Source organism: Oleiagrimonas sp., assembly GCF_027858935.1.
Lineage (GTDB): Bacteria > Pseudomonadota > Gammaproteobacteria > Xanthomonadales > Rhodanobacteraceae > Oleiagrimonas.
In genome coordinates, this window is the sequence record NZ_JAQIBU010000316.1 from 1 (window position 1) to 16,341 (window position 16,341).

Annotated in this window: 15 protein-coding genes; 8 read left to right on the forward strand and 7 right to left on the reverse strand. The window is 65.5% G+C overall.

The annotated features are described in order from the left end of the window. The 7 genes from dapE to map all read right to left on the reverse strand — a co-directional run. Window positions 1–1,058 (reverse strand): succinyl-diaminopimelate desuccinylase (gene dapE / locus PF446_RS11775; RefSeq protein WP_298071805.1); only part of this gene is annotated, 1,058 nt, incomplete at its 3' end. A gap of 54 nt (window positions 1,059–1,112) precedes the next feature. Continuing rightward, the gene (locus PF446_RS11780; protein ID WP_298071807.1) at window positions 1,113–2,171 is read right to left on the reverse strand and encodes a VIT1/CCC1 transporter family protein; all 1,059 of its coding nucleotides are present in this window, start codon (window positions 2,169–2,171) and stop codon (window positions 1,113–1,115) included. Beyond that, window positions 2,168–2,530 (reverse strand): Spx/MgsR family RNA polymerase-binding regulatory protein, encoded by a 363-nt coding sequence (locus tag PF446_RS11785; RefSeq protein WP_298071808.1) that lies wholly within the window; start codon window positions 2,528–2,530, stop codon window positions 2,168–2,170. The genes PF446_RS11780 and PF446_RS11785 overlap by 4 nt, the downstream gene beginning before the upstream one ends. After that, window positions 2,527–3,354 carry a 2,3,4,5-tetrahydropyridine-2,6-dicarboxylate N-succinyltransferase gene (gene dapD / locus PF446_RS11790; RefSeq protein ID WP_298071810.1) on the reverse strand — a complete coding sequence of 276 codons (828 nt, stop codon included), beginning with the start codon at window positions 3,352–3,354 and terminating at the stop codon, window positions 2,527–2,529. The genes PF446_RS11785 and dapD overlap by 4 nt, the downstream gene beginning before the upstream one ends. Window positions 3,355–3,490: 136 nt before the next feature. Next, entirely contained in the window at window positions 3,491–4,108 is a 618-nt protein-coding gene (locus tag PF446_RS11795) for a DsrE family protein (protein WP_298071812.1), read from the reverse strand. Between the two features lie 206 nt (window positions 4,109–4,314). Next, on the reverse strand, window positions 4,315–6,975 hold the full coding sequence (gene glnD / locus PF446_RS11800; RefSeq protein WP_298071813.1) for a [protein-PII] uridylyltransferase: 2,661 nt from the start codon (window positions 6,973–6,975) through the stop codon (window positions 4,315–4,317). A gap of 456 nt (window positions 6,976–7,431) precedes the next feature. Next, on the reverse strand, window positions 7,432–8,196 hold the full coding sequence (gene map / locus PF446_RS11805) for a type I methionyl aminopeptidase (protein WP_298071815.1): 765 nt from the start codon (window positions 8,194–8,196) through the stop codon (window positions 7,432–7,434). Between the two features lie 345 nt (window positions 8,197–8,541). Here map and rpsB point away from each other — a divergent pair, with 345 nt between their 5' ends. From rpsB to rseP, 8 genes are all read left to right on the forward strand, one after another. Next, window positions 8,542–9,525 carry a 30S ribosomal protein S2 gene (rpsB, locus tag PF446_RS11810; RefSeq protein WP_298071817.1) on the forward strand — a complete coding sequence of 328 codons (984 nt, stop codon included), beginning with the start codon at window positions 8,542–8,544 and terminating at the stop codon, window positions 9,523–9,525. Between the two features lie 57 nt (window positions 9,526–9,582). After that, window positions 9,583–10,452 (forward strand): translation elongation factor Ts, encoded by an 870-nt coding sequence (tsf, locus tag PF446_RS11815; protein ID WP_298071819.1) that lies wholly within the window; start codon window positions 9,583–9,585, stop codon window positions 10,450–10,452. Window positions 10,453–10,622: 170 nt separating this feature from the next. Continuing rightward, window positions 10,623–11,348: a UMP kinase gene (pyrH, locus tag PF446_RS11820; RefSeq protein WP_298071821.1), complete on the forward strand. Its 726-nt coding sequence runs from the start codon at window positions 10,623–10,625 to the stop codon at window positions 11,346–11,348. Between the two features lie 109 nt (window positions 11,349–11,457). Continuing rightward, window positions 11,458–12,015, forward strand: coding sequence for a ribosome recycling factor (gene frr, locus PF446_RS11825; protein WP_298071823.1), 558 nt, complete (start codon window positions 11,458–11,460; stop codon window positions 12,013–12,015). 40 nt (window positions 12,016–12,055) lie between these two features. Further along, on the forward strand, window positions 12,056–12,802 hold the full coding sequence (locus PF446_RS11830) for an isoprenyl transferase (RefSeq protein ID WP_298071825.1): 747 nt from the start codon (window positions 12,056–12,058) through the stop codon (window positions 12,800–12,802). A 16-nt stretch (window positions 12,803–12,818) separates the two neighbouring features. Then, window positions 12,819–13,658, forward strand: a complete 840-nt coding sequence (locus PF446_RS11835) for a phosphatidate cytidylyltransferase (protein ID WP_298071827.1) — start codon at window positions 12,819–12,821, stop codon at window positions 13,656–13,658. 49 nt (window positions 13,659–13,707) lie between these two features. Further along, entirely contained in the window at window positions 13,708–14,883 is a 1,176-nt protein-coding gene (locus tag PF446_RS11840; protein WP_298071829.1) for a 1-deoxy-D-xylulose-5-phosphate reductoisomerase, read from the forward strand. Between the two features lie 74 nt (window positions 14,884–14,957). Beyond that, the gene (rseP, locus tag PF446_RS11845; RefSeq protein ID WP_298071831.1) at window positions 14,958–16,301 is read left to right on the forward strand and encodes an RIP metalloprotease RseP; all 1,344 of its coding nucleotides are present in this window, start codon (window positions 14,958–14,960) and stop codon (window positions 16,299–16,301) included. Window positions 16,302–16,341 lie beyond the last annotated feature (40 nt).

Here is a 16,341-nt window from a genome sequence, read left to right on the forward strand (position 1 = left end):
TCGAGCTTGTGAATGCTGGCGTTGACCGGACCCAGCTCGACCACTTCGGCGCCCAGCGGAGCAATGAAACGGCCATCGGAGGTGCCGCCACCGGTGCTTTGCTCGGGATCGATGCCGGCAAGGTCGTTGCATACGGCGATCACGGTTTCACGCAGCCGGCCGCCCGGCGGGCACAGGAACGGGCGGCCGGAATCGTGCCAGCGGATCTCTCCGTCCACGCCATGGCGCTCGAGAATGCCCTGGGCGCGTTTCTTCAGCGCCTCGGCGGTGCTGGCGGTGCCATAGCGGAAGTTGAACAGCGCCTGGAGCGTGCCGGGGATGACGTTGTTGGCGCCGGTGCCGGCGTGGACGTTGGACACCTGGAAGGACGTCGGGGGAAAGTCGTCGTTGCCGTCATCCCAGTGCTCGGCGGTCAGTTCGGCCAGCGCCGGCGCAAAGGCATGGATGGGGTTGTTGGCCAACTGCGGATAGGCCACGTGGCCCTGCACGCCGCGCACGGTCAGGGTGGCCGAGAGCGAGCCGCGCCGACCGACGCGAATCAGGTCGCCAAGTTTTTCCTTCGCCGACGGCTCGCCGACCACGCACAAATCCAGCGCCTCGCCGCGTGCACGGAAGGCATCAGCCACCTTGCGCACGCCGTCGATGGCGTCGCCTTCCTCATCGCTGGTCAGCAGCAGCGCCACGCGCCCGGGGTGCTCCGGATGCGCGGCGACGAAGGCCTCCAGTGCAACCACCATGGCGGCGACGGAGCCTTTCATGTCCGCCGCACCGCGTCCGTACAGCACGCCTCCCCGGATCGTCGGCGCGAACGGCGGCGAGCTCCAGTCCTCCTCCGGGCCGCTGGGCACGACGTCGGTGTGGCCCAGGAAGGCCAACGTGGGGCCCTCGCCGGCCCCGTGCGTCGCCCACAGGTTGTCGACCGTGCCGAAGCGCAGGCGCTCGATCATGAAGCCGGCCGTCTGCAGCCGTTCGGCAATCAACGGCTGGCAGCCGGCGTCGTGCGGTGTGACGGAGCGGCGACGGATCAGTTCACAGGTGAGGTCGAACACGTTGGACATGAGCAGCGTTCCCTTGACCAGGACATCCGGTCCGAGCATAGCAAGCCGCCCGGGTCAGCCCAGCACCGCACCCAGCGCGTTGCCGAGCAGCCAGGTGACGCCGGCAGCGGCCGCGGTGATGGCAAACTGGCGTGCAATGGAGAAAAACACCGGGCGACCCGTGAACAACGAGGTGGCCGAGGCGATCATTGCCAGACCCGCAGAGGTACTGAGCACGCTCCCGATCATCGCCACGTGACCATGCAGGAACAGGTACGGCGCCACCGGGAATGCCGCGCCCACCGCGAACAGGATGAACGAGGAAAATGCCGCACTCCAGGCGGAACCGCCCAGGTCCTCAGGATCCACGCCGAGGTCCTCGCGCACCAGCAGGTCCAGCGCCGAGCGCGGGCTTTCCACCAGCTGCGCGGCCATGGTTTCCGCGGAACCCTCATCCAGGCCCTTGTCGCGGTAAATGGCCGCGATGCGCAGACGTACATCTTCCGGCGCCACCGCAAGACGCTCGGCGCGCGCGGTGATCTGCGCCTGGTAGAACTCGCGCGAGCTGTTCACGGACAGCCATTCGCCAAGCGCCATCGAACAGGCACCGGCCACCAGGCCGGCCAGGCCGGCAAGCACGACCGCGTGATCGCTCACGGCGGCGCCGGCCATGCCCATCACCAGACTGACGTTGGACACCAGGCCATCGTTGGCGCCCAAAACCGCAGCGCGCAGGGTGTTGCCGCCCTGCGAGTGCAGACGGTTGCGCGGCAGGGCGCTTCCAGCCTCCTGGAAATGGTCGCGATGGCTGCTGCGGTCGACCGGCGTGGCGTGGTGGTCGGCATGGGTGATACGCGCCACCGTGGGCATCACGAAGTCGCTGCCGAACCGGCTTGCCAGCCACAACAGAGTACGCACGCGCACACCGGTGCGGTGTTCGGGCGCGACCACGTCCAGCTCGGCCAGCTGGGCCACCCAGAAGGCGGCGTTGGCGCGCTCGGCCTCGGCGATGCGGCGAAAGGCCCGCGCGGTGCGCAGATCGTCGCTGATCGCGGCCAGCCCCGCGTACAGCGCGGCATTGTCGCGCTCGATCCGCAGGTTGGCCAGGTAGCGGCGGGTAACGGCACGCTTCATGCCCGCCCCCCGAACCGCTGCTTGAACAGGTTGTCCTTGAATCCGACGCTGACGCTGCCGTCGTCCAGCAGCACGACCGGGCGACGCACCAGCGCGGGGTATTCCTTGAGCAGCAGCGTCCACTCCGGGTCCGAACCCGGGTTCTTGCGCTGCGGCAGCAGGTTGCGCCAGGTGGTGGAGGACTTGTTGACCAGCTTCTCCCAGCCGCCAAGCTGTCCGGCCCAGTCCTTCAGGCTCGCGGCAGGCACCGGGTTTTCGCGGTAATCCACAAACCGGTACTCGATCCCGAAGCGGTCCAGCCACTTGCGCGCCTTGCGGCAGGTGTCGCAGGTCTTCAGGCCATAGATCGTGGCGCTCATTCGGCGCTCCGCAGGAGGGCGTTGATACCGGTCTTGGCGCGGGTCTTGTCGTCCACCTGCTTGACGATGATGGCCGCATACAGACTGTGCGTGCCGTCCCTGGCCGGCAGGTTGCCCGCCACCACCACCGAACCGGCCGGGATGCGGCCGTAGCTGGTTTCACCGGTCATGCGGTTGTAGATGCGCGTGGACTGGCCCAGGTACACGCCCATGCCGATCACGCTGCCGTGCTCGACCACCACGCCCTCGACCACTTCCGAGCGCGCGCCGATGAAACAGTCGTCCTCGATGATGGTGGGGCCGGCCTGCAGCGGTTCCAGCACGCCGCCGATGCCGACGCCGCCGGACAGATGCACGTGCGCGCCGATCTGCGCGCACGAGCCGACCGTGGCCCAGGTGTCGACCATGCTGCCGGCACCGACATGGGCGCCGATGTTCACGTAGCTGGGCATCAACACCGCATCGCGCGCGATGTGTGCGCCACGTCGGACCAGCGCACCGGGCACCACGCGGGCGCCCAGCGTGTGCAACTGCTCCTGTCGGTCGCCGGAGAAACGCAGCGGCACCTTGTCGAAGGCCTGGGACGGCCCGCCATCGACGATGCGGTTGGGGTTCATGCGGAAATACAGCAGCACCGCCTTCTTCAGCCACTGGTTGACCTGCCAGCCGCCCTCACCGTCCGGCTCGGCCACACGCAGCGCGCCGGATTCAAGCTGGTCCATGGCCTGGTCCACGGCGGGACGGATGTCCGAGTCGATCTCGGTCTGGGTCAGGGCGTCGCGTCGCTCGAAGGCGTCGTCGATGAGGGTCTCGATGGAGGACATGCGCGGGTGTATCCGATGCTTGTGACAAGCCGCCAAGAATAAAGCATGCGCTCCAGGTTGGTGCACATGATCCTCATTCAGCGGGTCCGACGCCGCGCGAACGCGGCGTCGGCAATACCAGGCAGCGCAGGCAAAGTCACAACTGCATGTAGGTGTAGCCCCTGTGGCCGTAAATCACCGGGTCGGTCAACGCCGACAAGGTGATGGTGACGCTGGGATCGATCTCGCTGTCCTTGATCCCGCCACCCGCCATGGCCTGGCTGCAGATCATCAGCTTCACTCCGGCTTTCTTCAGTGCGTGCAGGAGGGGAAGATTCGGGTTCTTCATGCCCTTCTTGGCATGCCTGGGGTCATACTTGGCCATCATCCGCGCATACGCCGTGTCGGTGAGCGCGGCCATGCCGGCCTTCTCGTCCAGCAGGGCCACGATGTGCACATGTCCGGGCGGCACCTTGGCATAGCCCATCAGGTTGACCAGGCGCGCCAGACGCTGCAGCGAGCCCAGGACTTTTGTCGGATCCTTGCCGGTGGACAGCACGTCCACGAATACCTTGTAGTCCGCGCCCGGATCCGGCTGCATGTCGACATCCGGACGCGGATGCACGCCACCGTAGTTGGCGATGACCGGATGCACCCAGGTGACCTTGGACTTGGCCGCGGGTCGAGCGTGCTCGGCCGCCTGCAGTGGCAGGACCAGGGCCACGAGCAGGACGCAGACAACCATCCCCAGACCCATGCGCTTGTTCATCATCATCGTCTTTCTCCCCCCGCACATGCGGACAAGTCGAAGATACGCCGATACCCGGCGATCACAAAGCGCCCGTGCATCTGCAGTCTCGCCCTGGACAGGCGCAGTGCTTGACCTGACGCGGCATGAGGCATGACTTGTACTGGCCGGGTTCGCGCGGAACATGCAACGGGGCCGGAGTTGTGCGAAAGCGGCGATGACCTGCCACCTCATCACTCTTCGCGCTGCGGCCCGACCCGTTGCAACAGCGCGTCGCGCAGCCGTTCGCGCAGGGGCTCCCCCAAAGGCGCATTCTCGCGATCGGTGATCTGGAAGAAATCCTCGACGCGCTCGCCAAAGGTGGCGATGCGGGCATCGTGCATGCGCACGCCGGTTTCCACGAAGGCCTGCGCGACCACGGCCAACAGGCCCGGCCGATCGCTGCACACCAGCGCCAGTTGGGTACGGCGGGCAGCAGCATCCGCGGTGAACTCGATCCGCGGGGCCATCTGGAAATGCTTTTGCCGTCGTGAAAGTCCGCGCTTGGCAGGCTGTGTACGCGCCGGCTGCGCCAGCGCATGCGCCAGACGCTGGCTCAGCTCCTCGCTACGCTCCAGGCTGGCCGGCTCCTGGGTTTCCGATTCCAGCAGCAGAAAGGTATCCAGCGCCATGCCGGTGCTGGAGCCCAGTACGCGCGCCTCGACCACCGAGAACCGCATGCGATCAAGGATCGCCGTGACCGTGGCAAACAGGCCATCGCGATCGTGCGCGTAGACAAAAAGCTCGGTGCAGCCGCGGACCGAGAATGGATGCACCTCGACCAGCGGAAGGGTGCCCTCGGCATCGAGAATGGCGCGCGTCTGCCAGGCCACCTGTTCCGGACGATGGCGCAGGAAGCTCAGGTCCGGAAACTCCGACCACACATGCGCCACCGCCTCGGCATCGCAGCCCTCGTCCAGCAGCAGCGCCAGCGCCCGTTCGCGGCAGTCACGGACACGCGCTTCTGCGCGTAGTGGCAAGGCCAGATCCGAGCGCAGCGCATAGCGCGCGGCGACGTACAGGTCGGACAGCAGGCGATCTTTCCAGGAGTTCCACAGCTTCGGGCTGGTTCCGATGATGTCGGCAATGGTCAGCAGGTACAGGTGGTCCAGGTGCTCCCAGTCGCCCACCTCGGTGGCAAAGCGGTGCACCACGTCCGGGTCGGTGATGTCCTGGCGCTGCGCGGTGGTGCTCATCAACAGGTGCCAGCGCACCAGCCAGGCCACCAGCCCACCGTCCTCGTCGGACAGGCCAAGACGCTTGCAGAAGCTGCGTGCATCGGCCTCGCCCAGCACCGAGTGGTCGCCACCGCGGCCCTTGGCGATATCGTGAAAAAGGGCAGCCAGCAGCATGATTTCCGGGCGATCGAGGGTGGCCCAGATCTCGCAGCCGATGGGGAATTCGCGCCGCGCCTTCGGGTCGGCGAAACGCGCCACGTTGCGCAGCACGCGCATGGTGTGCTCGTCCACGGTGTAGACATGGAAAAGGTCGTACTGCATGCGCCCGACCACCCGCGCGAACTGCGGCAGGATTGCAGCCAGCAGACCGAAGCGGTTCATCCGCCACAGGGCCTCCACCGCGGAGGCGCCGCGATGCAAAAGCGCACGCAGGGCATCCATCACCTCGGCGTCCTCGCCGATCTGGGTGCCCCGTTCGGCCACGGCCTGCTGGATGCGGCGCATGGTCTCGGCAGTGAAGCCTTCCAGGTCGTCATGGTCCAGACGCAGCACGAAGCCTTCGATCAGGGCCGCCGGCCGGCGCAGGAACAGGTCCGCATCACGGGGCTCCAGACGCGCGCCCAGGCGCAGGTAATTCTCGCTCAGCGGCGCGGGCTCGACATCGGGTTCGAGCAGCTCCTCGAAGCGCTCGACCAGCTGCACGCCCAGACGCTCGATCACGGTGGCGGCGCGGTAGTACCCCTGCATGAACTGTTCCACGCCAAGGTTCTTCTCGTGCTCGTCCTCGAAACCGAAGCGCACGGCCAGCCCGCGCTGGTAATCGAACAGCAGGCGCTCCTCGGCACGACCCGCCTCCAGATGCAGGGCATAGCGATAGCGTTGCAGGGTGGATTCGGCGGCGGCGAGGGCCTCGCGCTCGGCCGGATCGAGCAACCCTTCGGCCGCCATCGCCTCGAATGCTGCGGTGCCGGTGATGCGGCGACCCAGCCAGCGCATCAAGTCCAGCGTGCGCAGGCCTCCCGGGCCTTCCTTGAGGTTGGGCTCGAGGTTGTGCGCGGTGTCGTCATGGCGGGCATGGCGCTCGGCCTGCTCGTCCAGCTTGGCCTGCATGTAGGCTTCCGGCGGCCACAGTTGCGGATCCTCAAGCATCGCCTGGAACGGTGCCTGCATGGCCTCGTCACCCACCATCCAGTGGCCGTCGAGCAGGCTGGTGAACACGCTCACGTCGCTGGCGGCCAGTTCACGGCACTGCGCCACTTCGCGCATCGCATGACCGGGCTTCAGGCCAATGTCCCACAGACAGGCAAAAAAGCGCTGCAGCGCTCCGGACTGCTTGCGGGCGGCCTCGGGCGTGACCAGCACCAGCAGGTCGACGTCGGAAAACGGAAAAAGCAGACCACGGCCAAACCCGCCCACCGCAAACAGGGCCGCGCCTTCCGGCGCGCCCAGGAAGGACGTCCACAGGTGCACGACCACATTGCCCACGACCTCGGACCGCCTGCGCGCCAGACTGGCCGCGTCCGTACCACTGGCAAACGAGGTCGCCAGACTGCGGTCGGCATCGGCAATCAGTTGCCGCAGCGCGCGCCGCGCATCCGCCGAAACGCCCGAACGCGGTATCGCGCGCGGCAGGCGCGGGGGCGGTGGAACCAGGTGGCGTGCGGAGCGCTGGGCCATGGGCAAAACATGCAGGTCGAAAACCAATATCGATAGTGACCCTTGGGCCACGTCACAAGCAACAGCCCTACGGGCTTTGCGCGCTTCCGATGCTTGTCATTCGTCTGATTCGACGGCCGCGACCCCGCAATCGACTACCCGAGCCTCAACCGCTCATCGACGGCAACGTGTTCATCGTCGGCGGCAATACTCGGCGGCAATTCATGGATCACCCTCTCCTGCCCTCCACATGGGCCCCAAGTCTGGGTCCGATGTACTCGGGCACGCCATGCGTCGTCTCGAGGACAGATCGCAAGAGGTGCATCACCGATCTTCGGCTGGCCGCCGAACCCGGATGCAGTCCCGGACGCATCACCGCCCCGACATCGAACCACAAACAGGCGTTCGGCAGGGGCTTTGTGCGGCCCCTGCGCGACAGGCACGCTGCCGGCCGGGACCGCTACCAACAGATTGCTCTCAAGCATCGGGCCAGGGCGTGAGGATCTCGAAGCCCTCGTCGGTGACCACGATGGTGTGCTCCCACTGCGCCGACAGCGAATGGTCCTTGGTGACCACCGTCCAGCCGTCGGGCAGCGAACGGGCATTGCGTTTGCCGGCGTTGACCATTGGCTCGACTGTGAAGGTCATGCCCTTTTCCAGGCGCATGCCGTTGCCGGGCTTGCCGTAATGCAGCACCTGCGGCTCGTCGTGGTAGATCTTGCCAATACCGTGGCCACAGTATTCGCGCACCACCGAAAAGCCCGCCGCCTCGGCGTACGTCTGGATCGCGTGGCCGACATCGCCCAGGGTCGCACCGGGCCGCACGGCCTCGATGCCCTTCATCATGGCTTCCCAGGTCACGTCGACCAGACGCTGGGCACGCACGCTGGGATTGCCGGCAATGAACATGCGGCTGGTGTCGCCGTGCCAACCGTCCTTGATCACGGTGACGTCGCAATTGACGATATCGCCGTCCTTGAGCACCTTGCCGGCGTTGGGAATGCCGTGGCAGATCACATGGTTGACCGAAGTGCACAGGGTCTTGGGGAAACCGCGGTAGCCGACGTTGGCCGGCACCGCTTTCTGCACATTGACGATGTGCTCATAGGCAATGCGGTCCAGGTCCTCGGTGCTCACGCCGGGTTTGACATGCTCCTTGAGCAGGGCCAGTACCTCGGCAGCCAGCTTTCCGGCCACGCGCATCTTCTGGATTTCTTCCGGGGTCTTCGGTACTACGGGCATACGCCATATCCTGGTATCCGGGGCCATTACGGCCCATGGGTCGTGTCGCGGGCGCGCCGCCTAGAAGGCCTGCACGTCGCTGGCTTGTGGAATGCTCCTGCAAGCCGTTACAATTGCGCGGTTATGCAGCCGGGCCATCCCCTCGAGGGTCGCCTGATGCGGAACGAGAAGCGATTGTAACCGCTTGGCGGAACACTCGCCGGGTCGCATGCGAAATGGTTCGCATCAAAACCCATTACCCAACGCCACACACGTATCGACACCGGTTTCGGGGTGCCCTGCCTGCTTTTCAAGCGCCAGGGTCGGAAGCGGGGATGCGTGGAGGTCCAACCCCAGGAGTACAACATGTCTCAAGTCACCATGCGCCAGATGCTGGAAGCTGGCGTGCATTTCGGTCATCAGACCCGTTACTGGAACCCGAAGATGGGCCCCTACATCTTCGGCGCACGCGGCAAGATCCACATCGTCAATCTAGAGAAGACGCTGCCGCTGTTCAATGACGCCATGAACTATGTGTCCGGCCTGGCGCAAAAGCGCGGCACGATGCTGTTCGTGGGCACCAAGCGCGCCGCGCGTGAAGCCATTGCCGACGAAGCCGAACGCTGCGGCATGCCTTTCGTCTCCCAGCGCTGGCTGGGCGGCATGCTGACCAACTTCCGCACGGTCAAGCAGTCGGTCGCCCGCCTCAAGGAGCTGGAATCGGCCGAGACCGACGGCACCTTCGAGAAGCTGGTCAAGCACGAAGTGCTGTCGCTGCGCCGCGAGCGCGACAAGCTGGAGCGTTCGCTGGGTGGCATCAAGGACATGAACCGCCTGCCCGACGCGTTGTTCGTGATCGACATCGGCCACGAGGACATCGCCGTACAGGAAGCCCGCAAGCTGGGCATCCCGGTGGTGGCCGTAGTCGACACCAACTACGACCCGTCGCGGGTCGACTATGCCATTCCCGGCAACGATGACGCCATCCGCGCCATCCAGTTGTACACCCGCGCCGTGGCCGATGCCGTGCTTGAGGGCAAGGCGGCTTCCCCGGCCCACGCCAAGGGTGACGGCAATGATTTCGTCGAACTCGACGCCGAGGGCAACCCGGTGATGAAGTCCGACAGTGGCGAGAAAAAGGCCAGGGCGCCGGCCAAGAAGCCGGTCGCCAAGAAGGCCCCGGCCCCGAAGGCGGATGACAAGCCGGCTGAAAAGACCGAGGACAAGCCTGCCGAGAAGGTCGAAGCCAAGGTCGAAGACAAGCCTGCTGAAAAGACCGAAACCAAGACCGACGCCAAGGCCGAACAGGCCCCGAAGGCGGAAGCCAAGGCCGACGACGCCAGCGAGTAAGCCATCCACGGCGCGCGCATCCCAGCGCGCGCCACGAGAGAACATCGAGGAATACCGATGCAGATCAGTGCACAACAGGTCAAGGAACTGCGCGAGCGCTCCGGCGCCGGCATGATGGAATGCAAGAAGGCCCTGGTCGCCAACGAGGGCGACGTCGACACGGCCATGGAGTGGCTGCGCAAGCAGGGACTGGCCAAGGCCGACAAGAAGGCGGGCCGTGTGGCCGCTGAAGGCCGCATCGTGGTCGCCATGGGCAAGGGCAAGGCGGTGATGGTCGAGGTCAACTGCGAGACCGACTTCGTGGCCAAGGACGACAACTTCCTGAACTACAGCGACAACGTGGCCAAGGCCGCGTTGGATGTGACCGACATCGACGCGCTGAAAACCGCCGCCTATCCGGGCGGCAGCGAAAGCGTCGAGGACACCGCCAAGGCCCTGATCGCCAAGATCGGCGAGAACATCCAGGTCCGTCGAATGGCACGCGTGGTGTCCGATGGCGTGATCGGCAACTATGTCCACGGCGGGCGTATCGGCGTGCTGGTGGCGCTCAAGGGCGGCGACGAGGAGCTGGCCAAGGGTATTGCCATGCACGTGGCGGCCATGAACCCGACCTACATCTCACCCGACCAGGTGCCGGACGAGGTGGTGGCGAAGGAAAAGGACATCGCCATGGCCCAAGTCAAGGACAGCGGCAAGCCGGCCGAGATCATCGAGAAGATGATCAGCGGCAAGCTGCGCAAGGCCTTTTCCGAAGTCTCGCTGACGGGTCAGCCGTACGTGCTGGATACCAACAGCAACGTCGGCGACGTGCTGAAGAAGGAAGGCGCGGAGATCATCGCGGTCGAGCGTCTTGCCGTGGGTGAAGGCATCGAGAAAGCGGAGGACGACTTCGCCGCCGAAGTCATGAAGCAGGCGGGCCTGGCGTAAGCCTCGCGACTGCTTAAAACCTCCCGAAAGGGCCGTGATCATCGCGGCCCTTTTTTTCGTGCCGCAAGCGACGGCACGTGCTGGAACGCGCCACCGGACATGCCGCGAGTGCTATGCGCACACGGCTTCGGCTACAATCGCCTCGTTTGCACGCCGCCTGGAATACGCCCATGTCCGAATCCTCACCCCAGTACCGACGCATCCTGCTGAAACTGTCCGGTGAGGCCCTGATGGGGGAAGAGGACTACGGCATCGATCCCAAGGTGATCGGCCGTCTGGCGGACGAGATCATCGAGGCCAGCCGCTCCGGCGTGCAGATCGGCGTGGTCATCGGCGGCGGCAACATCTTCCGCGGCGCGGGGCTGGCCGCAGCCGGCATGGACCGCGTCACCGGCGACCATATGGGCATGTTGGCCACCGTGATCAACGCCCTGGCCATGCAGGATGCACTGGAGAAGCGCGAGGTCAACGCCCGCGTGATGAGCGCCCTGCGCATCAATGACGTGTGCGAGGACTACATCCGTCGACGCGCCATCCGCCACATCGAGAAAGGCCGCATCGCGATCTTCGCGGCCGGTACCGGCAATCCGTTCTTCACCACGGACTCTGCCGCGGCCCTGCGCGCGGTCGAGATCGGCGCCGACCTGCTGCTGAAAGCCACCAAGGTCGATGGCGTGTACAACGTCGACCCGGCGCATCATGCCGACGCCAAGCGCTTTGAGACACTGACCTATGACGAGGTCATCGAACGCAAGCTGGCAGTCATGGACACTGCCGCCATCGCCCTGTGCCGCGACCACAACATGCCGCTGCGCATCTACGACCAGACCCGCCCGGGCAACCTGGCGCGCATCCTGCGCGGCGAGACCATCGGCACCCTGGTCGAATCGGCCTGAATCCACGTTTCACCGCATGCGTGCGCCGCGCCCTGACCCTGCCTCGGGTGCAGGAGGCACGGCGACGCGCTGCTATACTTTCCTGATCGACCAGTATCTGGAGTCCTGCATGATCAACGACATCAATAACGACGCACAGATTCGCATGGGTAAAAGCGTCGAGTCGCTACGGCACGACCTGCAACGACTGCGCACAGGGCGCGCCAGCACGGCCCTGGTCGAAGGCATCAAGGTGCCCTATTACGGCTCGGACATGCCGTTGACCCAGGTCGCCGGCGTGGCCGTGACCGACGGACGCTCGCTGACCATCACGCCCTGGGAAAAGGACATGGTCGGACCGATCGAAAAGGCCATCCTGGGATCGGACATCGGCATCACGCCGACCACGGCCGGCATGGTGATTCGGCTGAACATGCCCCCGCTGACCGAAGAGCGTCGCCGCGAACTGGCCAAGCACGTCGCGGCCGAGGGCGAAAATGCCAAGATCGCCATCCGCAACATCCGGCGCGACGCGCTGCACCAGATCAAGGAGCTGGAAAAGTCCAAGGAAATCAGCGAGGACGACGAGCGCCGCGCAGAAGAGGAGATCCAGCGCCTGACCGACCGCTTTGTGAAAGAAGTGGATGAGGTCGCGCAGGACAAGGAAGACGAGTTGATGGCGGTTTGATCGGACCCGGCAACGCCCCGCTGCCGCACGTCACTCGCTCATGAACACCGACACCGCCCGCATCCCTCGCCACGTGGCCATCATCATGGACGGCAATGGACGCTGGGCCGAACATCGTCATCAGCCACGCAGCTTCGGCCACCGCGCCGGACAGAAAGCGGTGCGCCAGACCATCGAATACTGCGCCCGACGCGGCGTCGAGGCGCTGACGCTGTTCGCTTTTTCCAGTGAAAACTGGCGCCGGCCCGAAACCGAGGTCTCGGCGCTGATGGGCCTGTTCCTCCGGGCACTGGACAAGGAGGTGGACCAACTGCACGCCAATCATGTCCGCCTGCGCTTCATCGGTGCGCTGGAAGCGTTCGAGGACGCCCTGCGCCAACGCATGCAGGCCGCCCAGGAGCGTACTGCCGGGAACACCGGGCTGGTGGTCAATATCGCCGTCAACTACGGGGGGCAATGGGATATCACGCGCGGCGCACGCGCCTTGGCCACCGCGGTGGCCGATGGGCAGCTGAATCCGGACAGCATCGACAGTGCCATGCTCGCACGGCACCTGTGCCTGGATGACCTTCCGGCCCCCGATCTGTTCATCCGCACGGGCGGTGAGCAACGTATCAGCAACTTCATGCTGTGGCAGCTGGCCTATACGGAGCTCTACTTCACCGATACCCTGTGGCCGGATGTGGATACGGCATGCTTGGACGCGGCGCTGGACGATTACGCCCAGCGCCAGCGACGATTCGGACGTACTGGCGCGCAAGTGACCACCGGACACGCTTCGTCGTGAAGGACAACTAGACCGCATGCTTCTCCCGCGCATACTGACCGCCCTGGTGCTGATCCCGATTGTCCTTGCGGCGATCCTGCTGCCGCCCACATGGCTGTTCGCCAGCATCGTCGCCGTGGTGTTCCTGGCCGCACACTGGGAATGGTCACGGTTGAGCCTGTTGCGCGGCGAAGCTGCCCGCCTGGCCTGGCTGGTGCTGACGGCAATGGCCATGACGGCGCTGTGGCGCCTGCACGACCATCGCGGCATATGGGTGGCCGGCATCGCAATCGGCGTGCTGTGGTGGCTGCTGAGCCTGTTCTGGCTGCGTCATTACAGCTTCGGTGCCTCGCCCACTCGCGAAAACTCCCTGCTCAAGCTGCTGGCGGGCCTGCTGGTCTTCATACCGACCTGGCTGAGCCTGATCGAGCTGCACGGCTACCACAACAGCCACGGCCAACTGAGCGGCCGGTGGTGGACCCTGCTGGTGATCGTGGTGGTGTGGTCCGCCGACACCGGCGCCTACTTTTCCGGCCGGTTTTTCGGCAAGCGCAAGCTGGCACCGCGCATCAGTCCCGGCAAGACCTGGGCCGGCGTATATGGCGCACTGGTGCTCGGCGCAATTGTCTGTGCCGGCGGCGGCTACTTGCTTGGGGTGCACGGCACCTGGGGCCTGTTGGGCATGTTCGTGCTGGGTCTGGCCACCGTGGCGGCCTCGGTCATCGGCGACCTGCTGGAGAGCCTGCTCAAACGGCAGGCCAACATCAAGGATTCGGGCCGCCTGTTTCCTGGACACGGCGGCCTGCTGGACCGCATGGACAGCCTGTTTGCCGCACTTCCAGTATTCGTGATCGGCCGGATCCTGCTGGGATTATGAGCAGCGCTTCCGCACTCGCCACACCAACGCGCCCCACAGGGAGCCGGCCATGAGGACACTCGCGATCTTCGGTGCCACCGGATCCATCGGCAGCAGCACGCTGGACGTGGTGGCGCGGCATCCGGACCGGTTCCACGTCGCCGTGCTTGCGGCGCATCGCAACAGCGCAAAGCTGGCGCAACTTTGCGTACGCTTTCGCCCGCAGGTCGCCGTGATCGCCGACCCGGCGAAGGAAGCCGATCTGCGCGACCGCCTCCGGGCGGGCGGCGTGACCTGCGAAGTACACAGCGGCATGGATGCCCTCCGCCAGGCCGCTGCCGATCCATCCAGCGATACCGTGGTCGCAGCGATCGTCGGCGCGGCCGGGCTGGAATCGACCATGGCCGCCGCACGCGCGGGCAAGCGCCTGTTGCTGGCCAACAAGGAATCGGTGGTCATGGCCGGCGAACTGCTGATGCAGGCCCAGCGCGAAGGGGGCGGCGAACTGATCCCGATCGATTCAGAACACAACGCCATCTTCCAGTGCCTCCCGGGCGAGCGCCCGATGCTGGCCGAAATCGGCGTTCGGCGCCTGATCCTCACCGCTTCAGGGGGCCCCTTCCGCGGCCGCACCCGCGCCGAACTGGTCGAAATCACGCCCGAACAGGCCTGCGCGCACCCCAACTGGGTCATGGGCCGCAAGATCTCGGTCGATTCGGCCACATTGATGAACAAGGGCCTGGAGGTCATCGAGGCCCATCACCTGTTCGGCGCTTCACCCGACACCATCGACGTGGTGGTGCATGCACAGAGCCTGGTGCATTCGCTGGTTGAGTACGTCGACGGCTCAGTGCTGGCACAGTTGGGCAATCCGGACATGCGCACCGCGCTGGCACACGCGCTGGCATGGCCCGATCGCATCGAGGCCGGGGTAGCGCCGCTGGACCTGGCCGCCGCTGCGCGCCTTGACTTCGAGAAACCCGACACCCAAACGTTCCGTTGCCTGGCGCTGGCGTTCCAGGCGCTGCGGGCCGGCGGCGATGCCACCACCGTGCTCAATGCCGCCAACGAGGTGGCCGTGGCCGCCTTTCTGGACGGTGCCCTGCCGTTTCTGGGCATTGCTGAAATCATCGAGCAGGTTCTTGAGGAACTGCCGTCGCAAGTCGTGGTCGATATTCCGACACTGGTCACACGTGATCGCATTGCACGTGATACCGCCCACCGCTGCATCGGCCTGCGCTGTTAAGCTAGGCGGATATTTGGACCCCAGAGGTCCGTTTTCCCTTCTGTTCCCGAATTGATTCACGACCTATCGACTACATGAGCACATTTTTCGGTTCCGTATGGTGGCTAATGGTCACCCTCGGCCTGCTGGTGACCTTCCACGAGTTTGGTCACTACTGGGTAGCGCGGCGCTGTGGGGTTAAAGTGCTGCGCTTCTCGGTCGGCTTCGGCCGTGCGATCTGGAGCCGCATCGGCCGCGACGGTACCGAATACCGGATCGCGGCGATCCCGCTCGGCGGATACGTGAAAATGCTCGATGCCCGCGAGGGCGAGGTCCCCGAGGACGAGAAGGATCGCGAATTCACCGGCAAGTCGGTCTGGAAACGGATCGCCATCGTCGCCGCGGGGCCGGGTTTCAACTTCATCTTCGCGATCGCGGCCTTCTGGCTGATGTTCGTGATCGGCAAGCCCGACAGCCCACCGATCATCGCCGCGCCCCCTGCCCATACGCTGGCCGCCAGCGCGGGCTTCCAGGCGGGCGATCGCATGCTGGCGATAGACGGCCAGAAGGTGGTCACCTGGAGCGGTGCGATGGACGCGATCAGCAATGACGCGCTGCTGCACCAGGCCGCGAACATCCGCGTGCGCAGCCATGACGGCAGCACCCGCGAACTGAACCTGGCCCTGAACACCCTGCCGGTCGCCAACGGCGTGGCCAAGGCCTTCCCCCTGATCGGATTGAAACCCGGTGGGATTCCCGCCGTGGTGGATCACGTCGAGCCCGGCAGCGCGGCAGCGCGCGCGGGCCTCAAGCCGGGCGATCACATCCTGGCCGTGGACGGACATTCGGTACGCACCTTCGAAGATGTCGGATCGCTTACCCAGAAGGCCATGCTGAGCGCGAGCTCCGTCACCCTCCGGGTGAGGCATGACGGCGTTGCGCGCAGCATCGAGCTGTCTCCGCACAAGACCACCGCAGCGGACGGTTCCTCGCGCTGGATCATCGGCATCTACGCCCGCCGCGAGACCGCGACCCTGCGCTACGGCCCCATCAGCGCCGTCGGTCATGCATTCCGGACCACCTGGGACAAAACCGCGACCAGCGTGGAGATGATCGGTCGCATGCTCACCGGCCAGACCTCAACCCGCAATCTTTCGGGCGTGATCACCATCGCGCGGGTCGCCAATACCTCGGCACAAATGGGCCTGAGCTGGTTCCTTGGATTTCTCGGTTTGATCTCTCTCAGCCTGGCCATCGTCAACCTGTTGCCGATACCAATCTTGGACGGCGGGCACCTGCTGTATTACCTTATCGAGCTGGCCAAGGGCAGCCCGGTCAGCGAACGCAGCATGGTCGCCGGCCAATTCGTGGGCCTGGCCCTGCTTAGCTGCCTGATCGGGCTGGCCCTGTACAACGATATTCTCGGGCTCATCACTTGAACCGAGGCCACCCTTCGCCGCGGCTTGACGCCGTGCTTTT